This is a genomic window from Pandoraea aquatica (genome assembly GCF_902459565.1).
Classification (GTDB): Bacteria; Pseudomonadota; Gammaproteobacteria; order Burkholderiales; family Burkholderiaceae; genus Pandoraea; species Pandoraea aquatica.
Window position 1 is genome coordinate 511,165 of sequence record NZ_CABPSN010000001.1, and the last position, 22,328, is coordinate 533,492.

The 22,328-nt window shown below is 64.0% G+C and carries 20 protein-coding genes; 9 read left to right on the forward strand and 11 right to left on the reverse strand.

Annotation, left to right across the window (positions count from 1 at the left end):
- Positions 1-151 precede the first annotated feature (151 nt).
- The 3 genes from PAQ31011_RS02120 to PAQ31011_RS02130 all read right to left on the reverse strand — a co-directional run bounded on the left by PAQ31011_RS02120 (position 152) and on the right by PAQ31011_RS02130 (position 3,533).
- Positions 152-1,777 carry an AAA family ATPase gene (locus PAQ31011_RS02120; protein ID WP_150574261.1) on the reverse strand — a complete coding sequence of 542 codons (1,626 nt, stop codon included), beginning with the start codon at positions 1,775-1,777 and terminating at the stop codon, positions 152-154.
- Between the two features lie 29 nt (positions 1,778-1,806).
- Positions 1,807-2,538, reverse strand: a complete 732-nt coding sequence (locus tag PAQ31011_RS02125; protein ID WP_246179294.1) for an alpha/beta hydrolase — start codon at positions 2,536-2,538, stop codon at positions 1,807-1,809.
- A 104-nt stretch (positions 2,539-2,642) separates the two neighbouring features.
- Complete coding sequence (locus PAQ31011_RS02130) at positions 2,643-3,533, reverse strand: LysR family transcriptional regulator (RefSeq protein WP_150574262.1); 891 nt, start codon at positions 3,531-3,533, stop codon at positions 2,643-2,645.
- A gap of 96 nt (positions 3,534-3,629) precedes the next feature.
- Between PAQ31011_RS02130 and PAQ31011_RS02135 the strand changes: the two genes are divergently transcribed.
- Both PAQ31011_RS02135 and PAQ31011_RS02140 read left to right on the forward strand, forming a co-directional pair.
- Positions 3,630-4,661: an NAD-dependent epimerase/dehydratase family protein gene (locus PAQ31011_RS02135; RefSeq protein WP_150574263.1), complete on the forward strand. Its 1,032-nt coding sequence runs from the start codon at positions 3,630-3,632 to the stop codon at positions 4,659-4,661.
- Between the two features lie 31 nt (positions 4,662-4,692).
- On the forward strand, positions 4,693-5,289 hold the full coding sequence (locus PAQ31011_RS02140; protein WP_217424828.1) for a DUF2165 family protein: 597 nt from the start codon (positions 4,693-4,695) through the stop codon (positions 5,287-5,289).
- Positions 5,290-5,325: 36 nt separating this feature from the next.
- On the opposite strand, the gene PAQ31011_RS02145 is transcribed toward PAQ31011_RS02140, so the two are convergent.
- Together PAQ31011_RS02145 and PAQ31011_RS02150 are read right to left on the reverse strand one after the other, a co-directional pair.
- Positions 5,326-6,183, reverse strand: coding sequence for an IclR family transcriptional regulator (locus PAQ31011_RS02145; RefSeq protein WP_150574264.1), 858 nt, complete (start codon positions 6,181-6,183; stop codon positions 5,326-5,328).
- Positions 6,184-6,216: 33 nt separating this feature from the next.
- Positions 6,217-6,894 (reverse strand): cupin domain-containing protein, encoded by a 678-nt coding sequence (locus tag PAQ31011_RS02150; RefSeq protein WP_150574265.1) that lies wholly within the window; start codon positions 6,892-6,894, stop codon positions 6,217-6,219.
- A gap of 210 nt (positions 6,895-7,104) precedes the next feature.
- On the opposite strand from PAQ31011_RS02150, the gene PAQ31011_RS02155 reads away from it, so the two are divergent.
- The gene (locus tag PAQ31011_RS02155) at positions 7,105-8,367 is read left to right on the forward strand and encodes an MFS transporter (RefSeq protein WP_150574266.1); all 1,263 of its coding nucleotides are present in this window, start codon (positions 7,105-7,107) and stop codon (positions 8,365-8,367) included.
- Between the two features lie 110 nt (positions 8,368-8,477).
- Here the strand turns inward: PAQ31011_RS02155 and PAQ31011_RS02160 are convergent, their stop codons facing one another.
- The 5 genes from PAQ31011_RS02160 to PAQ31011_RS02180 are packed head-to-tail and all read right to left on the reverse strand — an operon-like array spanning position 8,478 to position 14,268.
- Positions 8,478-10,352, reverse strand: coding sequence for a feruloyl-CoA synthase (locus PAQ31011_RS02160; RefSeq protein ID WP_150574267.1), 1,875 nt, complete (start codon positions 10,350-10,352; stop codon positions 8,478-8,480).
- Positions 10,337-11,518: an ABC transporter substrate-binding protein gene (locus tag PAQ31011_RS02165; RefSeq protein ID WP_150574268.1), complete on the reverse strand. Its 1,182-nt coding sequence runs from the start codon at positions 11,516-11,518 to the stop codon at positions 10,337-10,339. The genes PAQ31011_RS02160 and PAQ31011_RS02165 overlap by 16 nt, the downstream gene beginning before the upstream one ends.
- A gap of 57 nt (positions 11,519-11,575) precedes the next feature.
- Positions 11,576-12,496, reverse strand: coding sequence for a beta-keto acid cleavage family enzyme (locus PAQ31011_RS02170; protein ID WP_039398173.1), 921 nt, complete (start codon positions 12,494-12,496; stop codon positions 11,576-11,578).
- Between the two features lie 59 nt (positions 12,497-12,555).
- Positions 12,556-13,482, reverse strand: a complete 927-nt coding sequence (locus PAQ31011_RS02175) for a 3-hydroxyacyl-CoA dehydrogenase NAD-binding domain-containing protein (protein WP_150574269.1) — start codon at positions 13,480-13,482, stop codon at positions 12,556-12,558.
- Positions 13,483-13,509: 27 nt separating this feature from the next.
- Positions 13,510-14,268, reverse strand: coding sequence for a crotonase/enoyl-CoA hydratase family protein (locus PAQ31011_RS02180; RefSeq protein WP_150574270.1), 759 nt, complete (start codon positions 14,266-14,268; stop codon positions 13,510-13,512).
- A gap of 218 nt (positions 14,269-14,486) precedes the next feature.
- Here PAQ31011_RS02180 and PAQ31011_RS02185 point away from each other — a divergent pair, with 218 nt between their 5' ends.
- The 5 genes from PAQ31011_RS02185 to PAQ31011_RS02205 all read left to right on the forward strand — a co-directional run bounded on the left by PAQ31011_RS02185 (position 14,487) and on the right by PAQ31011_RS02205 (position 21,207).
- On the forward strand, positions 14,487-15,404 hold the full coding sequence (locus PAQ31011_RS02185) for a helix-turn-helix transcriptional regulator (RefSeq protein ID WP_150574271.1): 918 nt from the start codon (positions 14,487-14,489) through the stop codon (positions 15,402-15,404).
- A gap of 163 nt (positions 15,405-15,567) precedes the next feature.
- On the forward strand, positions 15,568-16,077 hold the full coding sequence (locus PAQ31011_RS02190; RefSeq protein ID WP_150574272.1) for a sigma-70 family RNA polymerase sigma factor: 510 nt from the start codon (positions 15,568-15,570) through the stop codon (positions 16,075-16,077).
- Complete coding sequence (locus tag PAQ31011_RS02195) at positions 16,074-17,075, forward strand: FecR domain-containing protein (protein WP_150574273.1); 1,002 nt, start codon at positions 16,074-16,076, stop codon at positions 17,073-17,075. The genes PAQ31011_RS02190 and PAQ31011_RS02195 overlap by 4 nt, the downstream gene beginning before the upstream one ends.
- A gap of 134 nt (positions 17,076-17,209) precedes the next feature.
- Positions 17,210-19,687 (forward strand): TonB-dependent receptor, encoded by a 2,478-nt coding sequence (locus PAQ31011_RS02200; RefSeq protein ID WP_246179295.1) that lies wholly within the window; start codon positions 17,210-17,212, stop codon positions 19,685-19,687.
- Between the two features lie 8 nt (positions 19,688-19,695).
- Complete coding sequence (locus PAQ31011_RS02205; protein ID WP_246179296.1) at positions 19,696-21,207, forward strand: enterochelin esterase domain-containing protein; 1,512 nt, start codon at positions 19,696-19,698, stop codon at positions 21,205-21,207.
- 12 nt (positions 21,208-21,219) lie between these two features.
- Here PAQ31011_RS02205 and PAQ31011_RS02210 read toward each other — a convergent pair whose 3' ends face one another.
- A complete protein-coding gene (locus tag PAQ31011_RS02210) occupies positions 21,220-21,699 on the reverse strand; it encodes a helix-turn-helix domain-containing protein (RefSeq protein WP_150574276.1) in 480 nt (159 codons plus the stop codon).
- Positions 21,700-21,803: 104 nt separating this feature from the next.
- Here PAQ31011_RS02210 and PAQ31011_RS02215 point away from each other — a divergent pair, with 104 nt between their 5' ends.
- Complete coding sequence (locus PAQ31011_RS02215) at positions 21,804-22,319, forward strand: DUF2938 domain-containing protein (protein ID WP_150574277.1); 516 nt, start codon at positions 21,804-21,806, stop codon at positions 22,317-22,319.
- The last annotated feature ends 9 nt before the right edge of the window (positions 22,320-22,328 follow it).

Below are 22,328 nucleotides of genomic sequence, written 5' to 3' on the forward strand. Positions count from 1 at the left end.
TCGGTCTGACCGCTTATTGGCGCGGTCTATGCATCGCCCTTGCTGAATGCGTGTTGGTGCAATGGAGTATGGGTGGGACGTTTTGAATTGGGAAATTAAATGTTTGGTTAGTGGGTATTCGAAAAATGGATGCGAACAGGTGGCGCAAACGTCAGGCGTCGTAGCCACGGAACAGGCCGCACAAGCGGAATACGTCTTCCGTGTAAGGCAGCTGCTTGACCTTGCAGTAGCGGCTCGCGAGTTTCATCAACTCCTTGATGTCGCGCCCGCTCGCTTTCGGATATCGCGCTGCCAGTGTCTCGATCAGCCCGTCGTCGAGATACGCGCCCACCTGCTCGGCCTGCATACGCCAGAGCCTGCGCGCATCCGCCGCCGACGGCACTTCGTAGTGAATCGTCGCAATGCAGCGCGAGAGGATGGCGTCATCCACGTCGCCGATCCGGTTCGTCGTCATGAACAGCAGCCCGTGGAAGTACTCCAGCGAGCGCAGGAATTCCGCGACGATGGCGTTGTGCTCCAGATCGTTGTCGCGACGCCGGATGTACACGTCGGCTTCGTCGAGCAACAGGATCGCGTTCCAGCGCATGGCGCGTCGCAAAATGCTCATGAGCGTCGCACCCACGGACGCCGCCGTCGTGCCCAACTGCCCCGAGTGCACACGGTACAGCGGCTTGCCGACCACTTCCGAATAGATCTCCGCCGTCAGCGTTTTGCCCAGCCCCGGTGCCCCCTGACACAGGATCGTCGCGCCGCCCGATTTTCCCGGGACGAAGTCCGGCATCATCGCGTCCATATTCGACGTCAGGATGTCGATCAGGTCGTGGTGGTGTGCGGGCAACACCAGCTTGTCGCGCAGACTCGGCTGATATTCGTACTCGGTCATGTTCTGCACGTGGACCCAGAGATTGCGGTGCCAGTCGAGATGGAACACATGCACGTAGCAGTGCAGCGGAATCGTCTCGAATGCCTGCCCGATCTCGGCGTTACGCCAGAAGTCGGCATCGCACGCCATCTCGAAGTTGCGCTCCAGCCGCTCTTCGTCGTTGACGCACTTGGCCGTCACGCCGTCGCCCACACGAATCAGTTCCGTGACGCCCTTCGGATCGACGGAGAACGCCGCGCGGCTCAACACGAACTGTGCGCCGAACGCTCGCTGCACGCGCAGGAAGCGTTGCGCATGCTGCTCGTATTCGGTCTTGAACTCCGCGCACTCTTTGTAGAAACCGAACTCCGCAAGCAATTCGGGAATCGTGCGATTCGCAATGTCGTCGCGGGTGAAAACGAGCGACGTGGTCATGCCCGAGCGACGCGGACGGTGCTCCGTCGGACTCAGGTTCGCCGACTGCATCGTGTTCGCCAGCATGTCGACGACCACATACGGCGAGCCCTGATCCGGCTCCACATAGCGCAGACGTCGCACCAGCCACGGCAACAACGCACCGTCGCGATGACGCTGATACAGCCAGCCGTCGATCACGTCGCGTGCGAGGTAGGCGACCAGCCCCGGCACGAGTTTGTCCAGACTCGGAATCACGCGCGCTTGCGGCGCGTTGTAGACGTTATCGAGCGCGAGCATCTGGAACATCAATGCGCGCTCGTTCTGCGACTTACTCAGCACGTAGAGCGTGTTAAGCGACTTCGCGTCGAACCATTCGCTGGAGACCAGCATGTTGCCGCGACACACGCCGTAGGCCGTCAGTTGCTTGCCCAGCGGCGAGTCGGTGCCGATCAGTTGCATCAGCGGATGAATCAGTGATTCAGGAATTTCGAAATCCATGGACGGCACTCCCCGTATGGCGTGTCGGTTCAGGCGAGGAAGAAGTCGATGGCACGCGCCACGACGCCCGGCTCAATGATGTGCAGCCCGTCGAATTCGACGTATTGCACATCGTAGCCCGCCGCTTTTAGCTTGTTTGCGTTTTGACGCCCGCTCGTGGCGATCGGCAATTGCTCGTCGATCAGCCCATGCGCGATGAACACTTTCGGCAGCCCTTCCTGCACGAAGATCGACATGAAACCGCCCGAGAACGCGATGACGTGGCTCGCAATGTCGCCGTTCGTCACGCCAATCGACAACGCGTAGCTCGCACCGTCGGAGAATCCGGCGAAGGCCACACGCTGCGCGTCGATGCGATAGCGTGCGGCAACAAGGCGCAGCGCCGCTTGCAAGCGTTCCAGATCGGGACCGTTGCCGCCGATCACGATGTCCCACGTTGGGAAGGTCGAATGCGGCGCGAGCACGAGAAACTTATGCTGATCGGCGTGCGGCTCGATGAACGGCAATACCTTCTCCGGGAAACCGCCCGCGCCGTGAAACATCACGAACAGCGGCACCGGTTTGTCAGTGGGCAGATCGGCAGGAACGTATAGGACTGCGTCGCGTGTCTCGCTCAGGCCCAGCGAATGGCGGCCAGGTGCGAACGGTTCAGGCGAAGGATTGGAAGATGCGGATGAAGCAGAGGCCGACGCTGGCGCGCTCGGGGCGGTGGACGCGATGACGTCCGGTGGCATGCGTCCGAACAAGGAAGGGTCGAACATGGCGCGTTGATTGTCCCGTAATCGTTGATGTTATTGATATATTGTATATCACACTCTTCTTCGATTACGTCGGTAATTTGCCCCGTTGCCGACTTCTCCGCGACTTATCCGGCCATGTAGGTGGTTAATCCGGCCACCAGCGCGTCGAACGCGACTTTGCAACGCGGGTTGGCACGCAGATCCTCGTGCATCGTGACCCACGTCTGTAGCCGGAATCGGAAAGCGCTCGGCAACAGGCGCACCAGTCGCGGGTCACGTCTGGCCAGCGGCACCTGACACCCGCCTATCCCGTATCCGGCGCGAATCATCGCCAGTTGCGCCAGATCGCTGTCGGCCCGAAATGCGAACGTCTCGCGCGCCCACATCGGCACGCCTTTCGTCGCGTCTCGCAGGAACGGCGTCAACTTGTCGAATCCGATCACGGTGTGATGCGCGAGATCCGCCAGCGAGGCCGGTACGCCATAGCGGGCGACATAGTCGTCGCGCGCGTGCAGGCCAACGTCGACGACGCCGACGCGACGTGCAATCAGTGCGTCCTGCTGTGGAGGCGCCATGCGAACGGCAATGTCCACTTCGCGATGCAACAAATCCTGAATGCGGTTCGTCGGTACCAGTTCGATGGTCAGATCCGGGTGCGCGCGACGCAGCGCCGTCAGGATCGGCGGCAAGACTTCCACCCCGACGACCTCGCTCGCCGAGATGCGCACCACTCCATTCACGCCGTCGCCATGACTCGCTGCGGCACGCTCGAAGGCCAGCGCCGTGTGCTGCATCGCCTGCGCGTGCGAGCGTAGCGACTGCGCCGCATCCGTCGGCAGCAAGCCCGTTTGCGAGCGCGTGAAGAGCGTCTGTCCTAGCGCCTGCTCAAGCGCTGCGATATGCCGGCCCGCTGTCGGCTGTGTGATGCCCAGCGCGCGCGCCGCGCCCGAGAGCGAGCCCTCTGTCAGCACGGCAAGAAATGTCCGATAGAGATCCCAGCTGAGATTTGACGTCATACAAAAATGTATAGTCGATAGATTGTTTTAGGCAATTTTATTCTAATTGCCTCGCGTGGAGAATGGCATTACCGACAACGAACGAGGAGCCTCCTCATGAGCCATTCCACTCAACAGACAACATCCCGTGCGCTGGTGCTAGGTGCTACGGGCGGCATCGGCGGCGAAGTCGCGCGGCAGTTGCTCGCGGCAGGTTGGCAAGTGCGTGCGATGCGTCGAGGGGGTGCCCCCACCTCGGTGACGGACACTGGCCTCGAGTGGATCGACGGCGACGCCATGCGCGCCGACGATGTCCTCGCCGCCGCCCGCGATTGCGCCGTGATCGTGCATGCCGTCAACCCGCCGGGATATCGCAACTGGAACACGCAGGTGCTGCCCATGCTGGACAACACGATTGCTGCCGCCAAGCGCTTTGGCGCGACCATCGTCCTGCCGGGTACCGTCTACAACTACGGCCCGCATACGTTCCCTGTGCTGCATGAAGACGCACCGCAACGGCCGCTCACCCGCAAGGGCCGCATTCGCGCGACGATGGAGGGTCGTCTGCGAGATGCCAGCCAAGCCAGCCAAGTCAGCGGCAACGGCATGCAGACGATCATTGTGCGTGCGGGCGACTTCTTCGGCCCGCTCACCCGCAATAGCTGGTTCGCTCAGGGACTGGTGAAGCCGGGACAAACGCCCCGTGTGGTGCAGATCCCTAACGCTCCCGGCGTCGGCCATCAGTGGTCGTATCTGCCCGACGTGGCCCGCGCGATGGTCATGCTGATCGAACGTCGCCACACACTCGACGCGTTCTCAAACTTTCACATGGCCGGGCATTGGGATGCCGACGGCACGGAGATGGCCGCAGCGATCACGCGCGTGATGTCGCGTCATGGCGTCAACGTCAAGACGCGCCGTTTCCCGTGGTGGCTGATGACGCTCGCGTCGCCCTTCGTCACGACGCTGCGCGAGTTGCAGGAGATGCGCTATCTCTGGAAGCAGCCGGTTCGCATGGACAACGCGCGTCTCGTCGACGCCCTTGGCGAGGAGCCGCACACACCGCTCGACGACGCCATCCGCACGACCCTCGAAGGCCTCGGATGCCTGCCGGGGAAGCCGTCCACCAAAGGCTTCGCATACCCCTGATTTATACAAGTGTTAACTTGCATAAATAACGATGCGCTCCTATCCTTTGGCCTACTTCCCCATGCTCGTCTTTGCGAAGACGTGCGATCCCAAACCCCAGGAGCCGTTATCGATGCCCGGTGCTGCCAGTGTTCTTGATGCCTTCGATGCTTTCGTGATTTTCAAGTTGGTTCTGGTGACCGGTCTGACGTTATGGTCGGCCATTGCCGCGCTGAACAATGTGGTGGCATTCGGCGCGTCGTCGTGGGCCATCGGACGAACGCTGAACATGTCGCCCTTGCGCGAAGCACCGGCCATCGAGATTCCGTTGCTGCGTCGCGCGCTGCATGCGAAGGGCTGGTCGGTGTTGGCGTTGCTCGTATTGATCGCGCTTCAGCTCGCGGCGACCCTCTGCCTGGGATGGGGTGGCATTCAGTTGGCGGGCGCCATCGGTGTGGGTGCCGCGCATGCCACCCACACCGCCATTGCATGGGCGACGCTGGGCCTCTCGGCCCTGAGCGCCGCGTGGCTGATGATGATGATCGGCGGCTTGTGGTTCGGCTACTGGATTCGTCAGGAGGGCCTGCAACTCACGCACATGATGTTGCTGACGCTGACGATCGCCGCGGCCGCCGTCTTACGGATGTAAGTGATGTAGGTGATGTGAGGGATGTGAACGCGGCGCTCAGTTGCCGCGTCCGCTCCCGAGCAAACGCGAGATGCGCCGTGCCGCGTCGGTGAGCGCTGCGACCGTCTGCGGATTCGGGTGCGCCGGCAAGTAGTGAATCGAGCCGACGATGGCGAGCGTGCCGAAGAGCGAACCGTCGTCCTGCACAATCGGTGCCGCCAGCGCGTTCACGCCGAGAAACACTTCTTCGGGCGCATCCGCCCAGCCGCGCTCGCGCACCAGCGCGAGTTCGTGCGATAAGCGCATCGCGTCGGTGATGGTGTGCGGCGTACAGGCGTCGAGCGGGCCTTCGAGCACGGCGTCGCGCCGCTCTTGCGAACCGAACGCAAGGGCAATCTTGCCCTGCGCCACGCTATGCAGTTTGAACTGCGTACCGGGGTGCAGCAGGATCTCCAGCGGACTGCGACCACGCATCACATCGAGCACGACCACATCGGTTTCGGTGAACGAGCTGATGACGATGGTCTGCCCCACGGCGTCGCGCAATTCTTCCATGACCGGGCGCGCCAGCCCCACCACGTCGAACTGTTTGACGAGCTTTTGTCCGAGCAGAAAGAGACGCCAACCGATCCGGTAACGGCTCGTGCGCGGGTTCTGCACCACATAGCCTTCCTGACGCAGTGCCGTGAGATGCCGGTGAACCCGCGCTTTGGGCACACCGAGCGCTTCAGCCAGATGCGTGACGCCGCACTCGGCATTGCGCTCGGCCAGCAACTCCAGAATGCGCAACGAAATGACCGAAGTCGACGACGTGTTGATTTCGTCGCCGCCCGGCTCGTCGCCGACGGCACTCGGCACAGCGGCGGCGCGCGGGCGACGGATAACGTCGTTCGGGGTGTCCTTCGATCCTTTCACTGCGTGTCCTTTGTCACTGTCGTCGCGCGCCGGTTACTGTGCGTCGAGCGAGATGAAACGCTCGCCGAACACGTGATAGCGCTGCGGCTTGTTCTTGTTCGCGTCCTCGGGGCGCACGTAACGAATCGAGCTGCGATTACGGCACGCCCGCGGCAGGATGAAGCAGCGGATGAACGTCGTATCGCGGGCTTCGGTCGTCGGCGCCAGCACCGGTGCATGACCCAGTTCGAGCCAGGCTTGCCCTGCCGCATGGGTATGCGACGCGCCTAACGTCTCGATCGTGATCTCGCCTTCGAGCGTGCAACGCACGCCGGGCCCCTGATGCACGTGCGTGTGCGCCACGCCGCCGGGGGGGAATTGTACCTTGTCGCAACGCATGAGCCACTGTTGGCGCGGGTCCAGCTCGACAGGCGCATCGAGCTTGAGCGTCGACGACGCCCCCGGTGCCGAAGCGATCTCACCCGGCGTCGGCTCATTGCCCGACATCAGTTCCCAACGCCACAACGTCGCCCCTTCACTCCCCGCGATCAGCGCGACGCTGTCGTCGCCCAGCCAGGCACTCTCGGCCGGATGATGCTGCGCGCCCGTGTCGAACTCGACAGCGACGTCGCCACGCACGACATAAATCGCGCGACGCGCGGACGGCAGATACACGGGCGGATGGTTCGGTGCGATGACATCCTCGTACAAACGCAATTGAAACGGCTTCACTTCGATCTCCTGTGACCAGTCGATTGCCCCGACCATCGAGACAACACTGGCATTGAGTATCGATTATCGATACGCAAAGCACCATTTATGGTTTACCACGAGACATGACTTTGAAATGTCCTGCTACCATTCAAACGAAATCATTCCCATGCGTATCGATAGTCGATACACGAGGTCTGACATTAGGATGGTTCCATGAAGGAGACAAGAATGGACACTGGCACGACCGCCCTGAAAGCGGCGGGCACGGCACGCCGACCGTGGTATCGCGGCGCGAGCCCTGCGCAATGGCGGGCATTTGGTTCGGCCTATATCGGCTGGATGCTCGACATCATGGATCTGATGCTGTTCGCGATGGTGATTCGCTACATCAGCGTCGACCTGCATTTCGACAAAGGCGTGGCGGGCATCATCGCTTCGCTTACGTTGCTGGCAACGGCCTTCGGCGGTTTGTTCTTCGGCTTCCTCGCAGATCGCATCGGCCGCACGAAGTCGATGATTCTCTCGATCCTGTGTTACTCCATCGGTACCGCGCTGTGCGGCTTCGCCGATTCGGTGACCTCGCTCCTCATTTTCCGTTTCCTGCTGGGTCTGGGCATTGGCGGCGAGTGGTCGGCGGGCGCTGCGCTGATTACCGAAACGTGGCCGGCCGAGCACCGCGCCAAGGTGATGGCCTGGGTGCAGAGCGCGTTTGCCGTGGGTTATGCAGTCGCAGCCATCGTGGCCGCCGTTATCCTCCCGCACTTCGGCTGGCGCTGGGTGTTCGCCTTCGGTCTGGTGCCGACGGTGCTGGCGTTCTGGGTGCGTCGTCACGTGGAAGAGCCCGCGATCTGGCGCGAGCAACGCGTGCGTCTCACGCTCGGTCAGACACTCGGCATGCTGTTCGGGCCGTATGCACGCAACACGATCGTCGGCCTCGCCTTCACGGCGGCGGCGATGTGCGGTTACTGGGGGTTGTTCACGTGGATCCCGGCGTATCTGTCGACGCCGGTCGATCAGGGCGGCCCGGGCTTCGATCTGATGCGCTCGACGACATGGATCGTCATCATGCAGATCGGTGCTGCGGCAGGGTTCGTGTGCTTCGGCTACATTGCGGATCGCATCGGTTGCCGCAAGTCGTTCCTGCTCTTCTTCATCGTGTCGGCAATTACTGTGCCGCTTTATGTTGCGATTCGCGAACCGATGCTGTTGCTCGTGTTCGGCCCGGTCGTGGCGTTCTTCGGCACGGGCTTCTATAGCGGCTTCGCCCCGACGTTCGCGGAGATGTTCCCGACGCAAGTGCGCGCCACGGCGCAAGGCTTCATCTACAACACGGGACGCGCCGCGAGCGCCCTCGCCCCGGCTGCTGTCGGCCTGCTGTCACGCGGCGAGAACGTCAGCGTTGCGCTGGGTGCCACGGCCGGCTTCTTCCTGCTGGCCGCCATCATCGTCTACTTCTTCCTGCCGGAAAGTCACGGCGAAGCACTCGCCTGATCGCCTGGCGCAGGCGCACAGCGCTGGCGATTTGGCGCGCCGGTGGCATTCCCCGCCACCGGCGCGCCGTCGCTCTCACTTCCCCCATCTCTCGAGTTGTCGCATTTACCTCATGATGACGATAAGCGAATGACCGACGGGCAGTCCGAGTAAAGCCGTGTGACGTCGTCGGCGCGCAGCGTCAGCACCGCGCGCTGATTCACGTATCCCTTGTCTGTGATCTCCCCTTGTTCCAGTGACGGCGACGACGCCAGGATGGCCGCGCGCGCCGCGCGCTGCGAACTCCCGGCGTCATGCGCCAGTTGTGCGAGCGCCTGTGCGATGAACGAGCGGACGTCGTCGTGCATCGCGAGTGTCTTGCCTGCGTGATCGTCTGCGGACACTAGGGCGGATGCCGCCTTCGCCCGCATCGCCGGACTCGGGAAGATCAGCAATCCGATTTCGTCGCGATCATGCCCGGCGATCACCACATCCGACGCATAGGGGGCCAACGCCGTCACCGCACGCAGTCTCAATGCGCCCACGGAAACCCACGTGCCGCTTGTCAGCTTGAAGTCCTCCGACACACGGCCGTCGAAGATCACGCCCGCGCCGGGATCGTCCACATCGGACAGACGGCCCGCGTCGCCGGTGCGATAGAAGCCCTCTTCGTCGAACGCTTGCGCCGTCGCCTCCGGATCGCCTGCATAACTACGAAACACCGACGGGCCACGCACACGCATCTCCAGCTTGTCGCCGTTGGGCACGAACTTCAGCTCGTTACCCGGTGCGGGCAGACCGATGTTGCCCGCGCCCGGGATCGGGAAGTGAACGCTGGTGATCAATGGCGACGTCTCGGTTGCGCCCCATGCCGACGTGAAGAACGGCAGCGTTTCGCAGTGCCGCGACGCCAGTCGCTCGAAGCGCTGCCAGACCGCCGGGGGCAAACTCGCCGCCGCGTAGAACAACACTTGCAGACGACCGAAGAAGCGCGCAGCGAACGCGTCGTCGTCTTCGAGAAACGGGGCGAGCGCTTCGAACCCTTTCGGGACGTTGAAGTGCAACGTGGGCGACACATCGCGTAGCGCCTCGACTGAGCGCCCCACGAGTTCGGGCACCGGGCGACCATCGTCCACGTAGAACGCCCCGCCGTTGCGCAACGCCATGTGGAAGTTGTGATTCGCGCCGAACGTATGACTCCACGGCAGCCAGTCGACCACGACCGGGGGTGTCTCGTCGAGGAAATGCCAGCACTGCGCAATCATCTGCTGATTCGCCGCCAGCATACGGTGCGTGTTGACGACGATCTTCGGCTTGCCTGTCGAACCGGATGTCAGCAACAGCTTGGCCGTATCCTCCGGACGCACTTGCGCAAAAACGGCATCCAGCGCCGCCGATGCCGACGTCGATGCAAGCGTGTCGAAGCGCAGCCAGTCCGCACGTGCATTACGCGTGGCGACGACAGGGCAACGGATCGGCGCACCGTCCAGTGCCCGTGCGTAGGTATCGCCGTCTTCGACATACACGAGCGCCGGATCGAGCCGCGCGAGAATGCCGTGCAGCTTGCCCATGTCCTTGGCGATGCGCGAATACGCAGACGACACGATGGCCGTCTGACGCCCCGCCATCATCGCGCCGAGCACGAGCAACGCGTGATTGACACTGTTATCCGACAGAATCACCACGGGACGCTCGCGCGGCACGCCGAGGTCGAGCAACGCCTGCCCGATGCCGCGCGCCATCGCCAGCCCCTCGCCGTAGGTGACTTCACGCCAGAGGCCCGTGCCGGACACGGCATCGCCAGGCTGTCGACGCTCGGCGACGAACACCGCGTCCGGCGTCCTCGATGCCCATTGCACGAGCCAGTCGGCCGGGCTGCGCGCGAACTCGCCGAGCACCGTGCGCGAGCGAATCACGAAGCTGCCGTCCGCGCGCACCTCGCGTTCGATATCGGGCCGGGCGAGGCGGCGCGCGCCCGCCGCCGCGAGGCTTACTCGATGGTCCACTTTCCGCCCTTCACCGTGACGAGCACGCGACCGTCTTCGCCATAAGCCGAGTGGTCCTGTGCGTTGACATTGATCATGCCGTGCGTGGCCGCCAGACCGCGCGTCTGTTCGACGGCGGCGACGAGCGCATCGCGAAACGCCTGCGTGCCCGGTTGTGCCTGCTTCGCCGCCACTGCGACGGCGCGGTCGAGAACCAGATAAGCGTCGTACGCATAACCCGCAAACAGATTGCGCGAGCCTGCCCCGTACTGCGCTTCGTAACGTTTCGCGAAGTCCGTGGCGACGGCCTTGCCCGGATGGTTCGCCGACAATTGCTCAGCCACCAGAATGTTGCCGACCGGCAGAATCGCGCCCTCGGCGCTCTTGCCCGCGACTCGCAGGAAGTCGTTGTTGGCGACACCGTGCGTCTGGTAGATACGCCCCTTGTAGCCCCGCTCGCGCAAGGTACTCATGGGCAGCGCTCCCGGCGTGCCGCTCGCCGCGATGATGACGGCGTCTACGTTCGACGACATGACCTTGAGCACCTGCGCTGTCACGGACTGATCGTTGCGCGCGTAACGCTCGACCGGTGCGACCTGAATCTGACGGGCGACGGCGCGTGCCTGAATGTCCTTGAGCCACGCTTCACCGTAAGAATCGTTAAAGCCGATGAAGCCCAGCGTCTTCACCTTGTGCGCCTTCATGTCGTCGAGCACGGCATCGGCCATGACGGCGACCGATTGCGGCAGCGAGAAGACATAGCGCATCTGCGTGGCGCTCGGCACGAACGGACACAGGCCCAGTTGCGGTGTGCGGGTATCGGCCGCCACGGCCGCGACGGCCAGACACGCAGGCGTCGTGGACGAGCCGATGATTGCGTCGACCTTGTCTTCCGTTGCGAGACGGCGCGCGTTCTTCGTCGCCGTGGTCGGATCGGTGGCGTCGTCGAGCACGATGTAACGTGCGGGCAAGCCACCAAGCGTGGGCGGCAGCATGCCGATGGCCTGCTTCTCCGGAATGCCGAGCGACGCGCCGGGGCCGGTCGTCGAGAGCGTAACGCCGACGGTGACGCCCGCCGGTTGGGCGCTCGCCGGCGAGGTCGCGCAGAGCATCGCCACACCGGCGAGCGTCGACAACGAAAGCATGCGAGATAGCGCGAAACTGCGTGTGAACCTGTTTGCCGCCATGTGACTTGTCTCCTGGGATTTTTTCGTTCTAGACAGCTTGCGACGCACACCCGTTCGTTAGCGCACGGCGAACTCCGGCAGTACTTCGCGATTTCGCGGCAGGCCCATGATTTCGCGGGCTTCGGTCGGTGTGGCCGGTTCGTAACCCATCTCTCGCACGAGGCGCACGACGCGCTCGGTGAGTTGCTGGTTCGTCGCGGGCACGCCATGCTCGTAGTACAGGTTGTCTTCCAGACCCACGCGCACGTGCCCACCGAGCAGCAGCGAATTCATCGCCGACGGCAGTTGCGCCGGACCGATGCCGCTCACGCAGAAGATGCTGCCCTTGGGCAACAGGTCGACCATCGACTGCAACACGCGCGGCGTGTACGGCATGGCGTTCTGGAAACCGCGATGCACACCGAGCACGAGGTTGACGAAGAACGGTTCGTCGTCGAATCCGGCGGCTGTCAGCGTGGCAAGGTCCTGCACGATGTGGGTGGGACTGAAAACCTCCCACTCCGGCTTGATGCCGCGCTTCTTCATCTCGATGGCGAGATGCTTCGAGCGCTCCGGCGAGGTGTGCATCAGCAGCTCCTTGCCGCCGAAGCTCGCGATGATGGTCGTGGCATCGAGCGTGCACATCTCGGCACCGGCATCCATGCCTTTCAGACGTTCTTCCCAGAGGATTTCCCAATAGCCGTTGTCGGCCTGCCCGATCATGTCGCCGTGGACACCGCCGCCCGTCGAGTTGTTGATGACGATGTCGCACTTGTCGCGAATGCGGCGGTTGATGTCGCGATAGATCGCCGGATCGCACGTCGCACCGTCGTCGCCCGGACGCCGCGCGTGAATCGCCACGACGCTCGCGCCAGCGTTGTAACAGTCGTAGACATCGCGCGCGATTTCGTCCGGCTGCGTGGGCAGATGGGGGTTCTGCGACTTGTACGCCATGCCGCCGGTGGGCGCGATGGTGACGATGACTTTGGGTTTGCTCATGCGTGTCTCCTTCTTCGAATCAAACGTTCGTTGGATCGGAATGCGTTCGGGTACGGGGGTCAGGGCTTGCTCGCGAGAATGCCGAGGATGACGGCGTCGCGCTGCGCTTCGAGTCGCGCGTTGCCCCGCCCGGCCAGTTCGGCTTCGACACCCGCGGTGATTCGCGCCTTGAGGTCGTCCGTCAGCACCGGCTCGCCAAGGTCGGCCCACCACGACTCGATGGGCGGACCAAGGTGGTCGAGCAGATGGGCAATGCCGCCCGCGCCGCCGGACAAATGAAGATTCAGAAACGGCCCCAGCGCCGCCCAGCGCAGACCCGGGCCGTAAGCGATGGCGTCGTCGATATCCGCGACCGAGGCCACGCCGGTGTCCACCAGATGAATCGCCTCGCGCCACAGCGCCGCTTGCAGGCGGTTCGCGATATGCCCCTTCACTTCCTTGCGGACGTGGATCGCGCGCTTGCCGATGGCGCGATAGAACTGCATGGCGGTGTCGATCGCCGCTTGCGACGACTGTTCGCCACCGATCACCTCGACGAGCGGAATCAGATGCGGCGGATTGAACGGGTGCCCGAGCACCACACGCGCGGGGTGCGCGCACACCGACTGCACCCGGCTCATCAACAAGCCCGACGAACTCGACGCAATCACGACCGACGGCGGCAACGCATCGTCCATCTTGCGGAAAAGATCCTGTTTGAGGTCTTCGCGTTCGGGGCCGCTCTCCTGGACAAAATCGGCCCCTTCGAGCGCAGCGTCGAGCGTGTCGTGAAACGTGAGGCCGTCGCGCGTCGCCCCCGCCGTCAGCCCGATGCGGATAAGCGTGGGCCAGTGCGCATCGACGGCTTCACGCAGGCGCTCGCGGGCGCCCGGTGCAGGGTCCCACGCGCTTACGCGCAGACCGCGCGCCAGAAAGTACGCCGCCCAGCTCGCGCCGATCACACCGGTGCCGATGACGGCGACCTGCTCAATGTTGTCGTATTTCACATTCGTCTCCGTGGGGTGGCCGGACGGCTAGCGTGCCGCGCGGCCCAGAAAGCTTTCCATACGCTCGCGCGCTTCGGGCGTGGCGAGCATGAGTGCACTCGTCACCGATTCGGTGAAGAGGCCGTCGGCCATCGACATATCGTGAATACGCGACAGCGCATGTATCGTCGCCCAATTCGACAGCGGACTGTTCGCGGCCGTGTCGCGCGCCAGTTGTGTCGCCAGCGCGAGCCCGTCGCCGACGTCCGCCAGATAGTGGCCGAGGCCCAGACGTTCACCGTCGACGGCGTCGTAACGGCGACCCGTGAGCATCATTTCCGTCATGCGGTCCGGGCCGAGAATGCGCGCCACACGCACCGAAGCACCGCCGCCGACAAAGATCCCGCGCTTGCCCTCGGGCAGTTGGAAGAACGCGTTGCGCTCGATCACTCGAACGTGAGCAGCCAGCGCCAGTTCCAGCCCGCCGCCAATGACCGCGCCTTGCAGAACGGCGACCACCGGACGTCCGCCAAACTGAATCTCGTGGAAAACCTTGTGCCAACGCTGGGAGACGCGCAGCACGTCAATGGGATCGCGCGTGCTGTTCTCCGAGAGATCGAGTCCGGCGCAGAAGTGCTCGCCGGCACCGCTGAGCACAACGGCTCTGACGCTGTCGTCGAAATCGCGGAAGGCGGCTTCAAGCGAATCAATGGCCGCGTCGCATAGCGCGTTGCGCTTCTCGGCGCGGTCGAGAGTGACGAACGCGATGGCGTCTTCGACGCGCACACGCAGGTGGGGATAGGTCATGGTCTGCATCGCTCCAAATCGTGAAAAGTATCTTATAAGATATTTTTCACGTTGCGCAGCTTGTGCAATGCAATTCAGGGTTAACAGGGATATTTCGGCACAAAAGGCAATTTAATGCATATTTTCCAATCTCAATGCAGGGAGTGCGCAGCGGGATGCTTCTGCATGTGCTATCTCATAGTATATTTATCACCAACTACACCCTGCCTCGTCCGTTCATGAAAAAACCGCCTTTCGACACGCCACCGTCCGATCCGGCCGAAGACGCCGACGCCGGGGTGACGTCGCGTCTGGCGTCGCTCGCCCGGCAGGTGCGCATGCTGCGCGCCCAGCGCGGCATGACACGCAAGCAGCTCGCCGCACAGTCGAGCGTCTCGCTGCCGTATCTCGCCCGTGTGGAAGCCGGTACCGGCAATGTGTCTCTGGCGGTGCTGCACAAGCTGGCCGAGGCCCTGAACGTGGGCATCGAAACATTGGTCGCCGAGCGTTCCATTCATGACGGCGATCTGCTCATTCTGATCGAGTACCTGCGGCAACAATCGCCGGAGGTGCTCTCGCGGCTGCGCCGCCAGCTCGTCGTGCCCGTCTCGGCCGACGCAGGACGCATGGGCCGGCGCATTGCGCTCATCGGTCTGCGCGGCGCGGGCAAGTCGACGCTCGGGCCTCAACTCGCGCAAGCCATCGGCGCGCCGTTCATCGAACTCGATAAGGAAGTCGAACGAGAAGCCGGCATTGCCATCGGCGAAGTCATCACGCTTTACGGGCAGGCCGCGATGCGTCGCATCGAGCGGCAGTGCATCGAACGGATCATCGGCGAGCATGAGCATGTCGTGCTGGCCACCGGCGGCGGCATCGTGTCGGAAGCCCCGACCTTCGAGCGCGTGCTGCGCGCATTCCGTACGGTATGGCTGCGTGCGCGGCCCGAAGTCCACTTCCAGCGGGTAATGCAGCAGAACGATGCACGCATCGCCACCGAAGCCCTGCGCAACGAGGCCCTCGATCACATCCACCGGATGCTCGACGCCCGCGAGTCGCTGTATCGGCTGGCCGACATCACGCTCGACACCTCCGACATCACGCCCGAAGCCGCGCTTGCAGACCTCCAGGCCCGCCTGTCCCCTGCCCGCGCGGCCTGAATTCCGGACACGATTCCCAGCCCCGTGTCACGCCTATTGCGTTGCCCCACGATTCACGCTTAGAATTAATAAGAATCATTATCATTTGCGGATCAACGTCCTTTCGTGAGCGGCATTGCCCGTGGAGTACGCCGCATGTGAATACGGGCAAACACGGGGAATCATGGAAAGTCATTTTCAGCGCGAGATGGGCGCGCTTTACCGCGATCATCACGGCTGGCTGCGCGGCTGGTTACGCAAGAAGCTCGGCAATGCGTTCGACGCCGCCGATCTTGCGCACGACACCTACCTGCGCGTGCTCTCCACCGGACGTGCGCCGCACGACGACGATTCCCGTCGCTATCTGGCGCGCATCGCCAACTGTCTAGTGATCGATCTGTTCCGGCGGCGTCACATCGAGACGGCCTATCTCGAGACGCTGGCCGCCCTGCCCGAGCCGGTCGCGCCCTCACCCGAGACACGCGCCCTCGTGCTCGAAGCGCTCATCGAAATCGATACCCTGCTCTCGCGTCTGCCCGCCAAAGCGCGCACCGCGTTCCTGCTGTGCAAGCTCGAAGGGCTGGGTTATCGGGAGATTGCCGAGCAGTTGCAGGTCTCTGTCTCGTCCGTCGAGAAGTACATCGCACAAGCATTGCGTGAGTGCTATGCCGTGCAGTTCGGGAGCGACGCATGAGCTTGCCGACTGCTGCCACACCCCTCGCGCCGGAAGTCGTTGAGCGCGCCAGCCTCTGGCTCGCGCGGCTCTGGTCCGAAGCCGTGACCTTAGAGGACATCGCCGCGTGCGAGCGCTGGCGCGCCGCGCATCCCGATCACGAGCGCGCGTGGCAACGACTGGGCATCATCGGCCAGAAGTTCGAAGCGCTCGACAAGCTGCCGCCACGTGTGGCTTTCGACACGTTGACCGCCCGCCCGGCCCCTCGTGTGAGCGATGCCGGACGCCGCCGCGCGCTGCGCGTTTTCGGTGGTCTTATCACGCTGGCGGGCGCGGGTTACACGCTGCGTCGCTCGCCGATGTGGGACACCGTGACAGCAGACTATTCGACCGGCGTGGGCGAAGTGCGTCGCGTCATGCTGGCCGACGGCACGCAGCTGTGGCTCGATACTGCCTCGTCGGTCGACGTGCGCTTCTCGGTGGACGAGCGACGCATCTCGTTGCGACGCGGTCGTATCTGCATCGAGACCGGACCATCGAGCAACAGCCACGGCGCGCCGCTGGCCGTCACGACCCGCCAGGGCGAGATTCGCGATATCGGCACGCGCTTTACCGTGCGCGACGAGGGCGCACATACACAGGTCGCTGTCTTCGACGGCATCGTGCTCGTGCGTCCCACGCACGGCGCACACACGCAACGGCTCGACGCCGGGCAAGCGGCAAGCTTTTCGTCCAGCGCCATCGAGCCGTTGGTCGAGTCCACACCGTTCGACGAAAACGCCGCGGCATGGACGCGCGCGCAACTCATCGTCGAACGCATTCGCCTTGGCGATCTCGTCGAGACGCTCTCGCACTACCGGCGCGGTGTCCTCCGCTGCGATGCCGCCGTCGCCGATCTGCGGGTAAGCGGCGTGTTCTCGCTCGCCGACACCGACCGTGCGCTGGCAAGTCTGGCCGTCGGCCTGCCCGTGGAGACGGTCTATCGCACGCGGTACTGGGTGACGGTCAAGGCGCGATAAAAAGATTTTTTCAAATCGGTTGAGGGTTTGCCGATCTCGTTCGGAATACCTGTATGCGCCGGTGCGACATGACCGCACTGGCATCCCTTTCCGAACCTTCTGGCTCTCCAGACCCGACCACCGTGTTCACAACCGTGTTGACTCCCGAAGCCGCTTTGCTGCGTCCGACGCTGCGCTTGAAGCCCTCTTCCGCAGCCCTTCGTCCCGCTGTCGCCCTGCTCATCGGCCTCGCAGCCGCAAGCGTTGCCGAGCGCGCCACCGCTGCTCCCGCAGCCACGCCCTCGCCCGTCGCGCAGAGCGCCGCCGATGCGCATCGCGCGTGGCAGATCGCCCCCGGCACACTCGACGCCGTACTCAACCGCTTTGCCAACGCAGCCGGCATCGAGCTGGTCATCGATGCGTCGCTCACACAAGGACGTCAGAGCACCGGCCTGCACGGCGATTACACGTTGACGCAGGCGCTGTACCAACTGCTTTCGCCGCACCAGTTGCAGGCGATGCGCAGCAGTCAGGGCGTCTATACCCTGCGCGCCGCGTCGCAGGACACTGGCGCGGCGGTCGCGGGCGACGGCGTGTTGCTGCCGACCACGCACGTCGTCGCGCAGGCCGTCGGTCTACCGGAGGCGTACGACGGCGGACAGGTCGCGCGCGGCGGACGTCTCGGCCTGCTCGGCAACAAGGACTTCATGGATGTGCCGTTCAACGTCACGGCATACACCGCGAAGACGATTCAGGATCAGCAATCGACCACGCTGGCCGACGTGCTCGACAACGACCCGTCGGTCCGCTTCACGACGTCGAGCGGCCACATGTACGAGAACTTCAGCGTGCGCGGCTTTCCGCTGACGGCCGACGAAGTCTCCCTCAACGGCATGTTCGGCCTGTCGCCGTACGGCCACGTGCCGACCGAGTTCATCGAGCGCGTCGAAGTGCTCAAGGGACCGAACGCGCTGCTCAACGGCATGTCGCCCTCGGGCGCAGTCGGCGGCGCGATCAACGTGGTGACGAAGAAGGCGGAAAGCACACCGCTCACGCGCGTGACGGCCGACTACCTGTCGGACTCGCAATTCGGCGTGCAGGCCGACATCGGCCGACGCTTCGGCGACAGCGAACAGATCGGCATTCGCTTTAACGGCGCACTGCGCGACGGGCGCACCACGCTCGAAGGTCAGAACAAGCGCCGCGAGTTCGGCTCCGTCGCACTGGACCTGAAGACGGATCGCGTCCGTATCGGCCTCGACGCCTACACCGACTCGGAGAAGTACACCGGCGGCAGTCCGTGGATGGCGACCTTCGCAACGAAAGTCGTCGCACCGCCCGCCTCCGGCACCAACGTGCTGCGCGGAGAATTCGGCAATCTGGAAAGCACCGGCGTGCAGTTGCGCGGTGAGGTCGACGTGACCGAGGCCATCACGGCCTACGCGGGCATCGGCGCGCTCAGCTACCGCTACTCCGGCTTCATCACCGGCACCCGCACCGGTCCGATCAAGGCGGACGGCAGCTACACCGGTGCGACTTATTTCCAGCGTGGCTGGACCGATACCCTCTCGCTCGACGCGGGCGTGCGCACGCGCTTTCGCACCGGCCCGCTCAAGCATGAGCTGACGCTCTCGGCCACGTCGCTCGACACGACCAGCGGCAACGTCTTCACGACGAGCGCGAACTACAACTCGAACATCTACGCCCCGGTCAATCCGACGCTGGCGAAGGATCCCGGATCGGCACCGAAAACCGCCGAATCCACGCTGTCGAGCTTCGCGCTGGCCGACACGGTCTCAATGTTCCAGGACCGCGTGACGCTGATCGCCGGTTTGCGAAGCCAGCGCGTTCGCGCAGCCGCTTTCTCGGCGACGACAGGTGCGCGCACGTCCAACTACGACGAGAACGCGATCACCCCGGCCTTCGGTCTGGTGCTCAAGCCGTTCGGGCCGAACGTTTCGCTGTACGGCAATTACATCGAAGGCCTCACGCAAGGCGGTATGGTCACGGACGTGAGCGCCGCCAACTACGGACAGGTCTTCGCCCCGTATCGCAGCAAGCAGGCCGAGTTTGGCGTGAAGTGGGACGCCGGCAGCTTCACGAACACGCTCTCGTTCTTCCAGATCACCAAGCCAGGCATGATCAAGGACGTCGCGACCAACACCTACAACCCGGACGGCGAACAGCGCAACCGTGGCGTGGAGTGGAACGTCTTCGGCGAATTCACGCCGCGCTGGCGTGTGCTGGGCGGTGTGGCCTACACGCGCGGCGAGCTGACCAAGACGGCAGGCAATCTCTACAACGGCAACACCCCTTATGGCGTGCCGAAGTGGACAGCCAACCTCGGCACCGAATGGGACTTGCCGTGGGTGCCTGGCGTGACGCTCACCGGTCGCATGATCACGACCAGTTCGCAGTACGTGAACTCGGCCAACACACAGCAGATCGGTGGGTGGACACGCTATGACGTCGGTGCGCGCTATGCCACGCGCGTCTACGGCAAAGGCGTGGTGTTCCGGGCCGCCGTCGAGAACGTGACCAATCGCATTGCATGGTCGGGCACGTTCAACGACGGTTACGTGATCCAGAACGCGCCGCGCACGTTCAAGCTCTCCGCCAGCGTCGACTTCTGAGGTCCACGATGACACTCCTGAAATTCACTGCGATTCGGGCGACGGCTGCGGCTGTCATGCTCGCAGGTTTCGGTGGCGCATCCGGCATGGCGTTGGCGGGACCGGCAACGTCCGACGCCGCACGTGCGGCTTGCACAAGCGATCCTCAAGCACCTCAGTACCGGCTCGGACTCGTGAGTCCGCGTCTGCTCGCGTTGAATGCGACGCTATGCGCTGGCGGCAATACGGACGCCTTCTGGCAAGAAGTCAGTGCGACGGGCACGCCGATGATCGAAGCGGCGGCACCGGGTGCCATCACCGGCGACGAAATGGCCTCACCGCTCGCGCCGCCGCCCGGCAAGGTGTCGCTGATGACCTTCCTCTGGCGCGGTCACCCGCACAATGTGCGCATTCTGGGCGCGCCGTCCGGCGATCACGACGACATGCGCCAGCTGGGCAACAGCGACGTCTGGTATCGCAGCTATGTCGTCCCCGACAGCACGCGGCTGTCCTACCAACTCGCGCCGGACGTCCCCGACATCGAAGGCACGCCCATGGAGCGTCGACGGGCCGTCATGAAGACGTTGCAGGTCGACCCGCTCAACCGCCATCCGTTCACGGTGGAAGGCTTCGACGGCAAACGCAGCGTGAAATCGTCGGTCGTTCTGCCCGACGCTCCGCCGCAGCCGTGGATCGAACGTCGTGCCGACGTACCGGCGGGCACCCTGCAAGCCACGCGCTTCACCAGCAAAATCCTCGGCAACACGCGTGACGTCTACCTCTATCGTCCTGCGGGATATCGCGTGGATGACGCTTCGCGAGGCCTGCTCGTGGTGTTCGACGCGCACGCCTATGTGAACACCGTGCCCACACCGGTCATTCTCGACAACCTGATTGCCGAGGGACGGATTCCGCGAACGGCTGCGCTCATCGTCGGCGTAATCGACGGCAGCACCCGGGGCAAGGAACTGCCGCCGAATCCAGCATTCGCGCGCTTCCTGGCCGACGAACTGATGCCGTGGGCCAAAGCGCAGGGCGTCTCGGCGTCCGCCGAACACACGGTGGTCGCCGGGTCGAGTTACGGAGGATTGGCGTCGGCATGGGCGGCGCGTGAAGCACCGCAGTGGTTCGGCAATGTGCTCTCGCAGTCGGGGTCGTACTGGTGGGCACCGTCGACGGGGGACGCCGACGCGCGCGAATCCGGCTGGTTGATCCGTCAGTACGCCGAAGGCCCACGCTTGCCGGTGAAGTTCTACCTTGAATCCGGGTTGTTCGAAGATCGGCGCGGGCCGACGGGCATCGGCACGTCCGGCCGTCACATGCGCGATGTATTGCGCGCGAAGGGCTATCGCGTGACGTACACGTCGACCGCCACCGGACACGACTACCTGCACTGGCGCGGCTCGCTGGCGTGTGGGTTGATGGCGCTCATCGGCACACCTGACACGCAACGCGCCTTGCAAGCACGCCCGGCCGCACCGGGAAGTCTGGCGGCCGTGTGTTCGATGGCGTCGTTCGGGAACGGTGCCGACCGGCCGTAGCCTCACACAGCTTCAGCCTGCCTTCGTGACCTTGCCGGACCGGGGCGAGCGCGTCTCCAACGGGGATGCGTTCGTGCCCCTCGACGCCTTGATCCCCTTCACTCCCTTCATGCTGGCAAGCCGCATCAGGCGCTGAAACTGCGGGCATGCCAGATGCTCCGTCGCAGGGCACTCCGCCGCGTGGCGCAAGCCGTCACGCAATGCGCTCAGTTGCCGGATCGTCTTGTCGATGTCCTCCGCCTTCGCCTGCAACCGCTCGCGGTCGATGTTCGCCTTGCCTTGCGGCAGCAACATCTCCGCGATGTCGTCCAGCGAGAATCCTGCGGTGCGGCCCAGCGCGATGAGCGACAGGGTCTGCAAGACCGACTCGTCGTACTGCCGTCGCAAACCGCGTCGGCCCGTCGCGGCAATCAGCCCCTTCTCTTCGTAAAACCGCAGCGTGGACGGCGGCACACCCGCACGTGCGACGACGTCGCCAATGTCCAGTGTCATGTCGAGACTCCCGCTTGACTTCAAGTTGACTTGAATTCGTATAGTGCCCTAATCGCGCACTCGCCGTCTCGGCGCAGAGGCACTATCGATTCAGGAGATTGACAATGACAACGCTCACACTCGCCGCGCAGATCCTTGCGATCGGCGTATTCGCCACGGTCGTGATGGACCTCTGGGCGCTGCTGCTTCGCCGGGTCTTCGGCATCGCATCGCTCGACTTCGCGATGGTTGGACGTTGGCTCGGGCATATGCGTGCCGGTCGCTTCACGCACGCGGGCATCGCCCGTGCGACGCCCGTCGTCGGCGAGAAAGCACTCGGGTGGTTCGCGCACTACGCCATCGGTGTCGGCTTCGCGGCCGGCCTCGTGATGGTCACGGGTGCCGCGTGGCTGGACGCGCCGACGTGGCCCCCGGCGCTCGCGGTCGGCATCGCCACCGTCGTGATGCCCTTCTTCGTCATGCAACCTGCGTTCGGTGCCGGCGTCGCGGCGAGCAAAACGCCGAAACCGGCACAGGCACGACTGCGAAGTCTGCTGACGCACACGGTGTTCGGGCTGGGTCTGTATGCAGGCGCATGGATGATCAGCGCCGCAACGACCATAATCGCCGCCTCGGGCTGAACGTAAGTC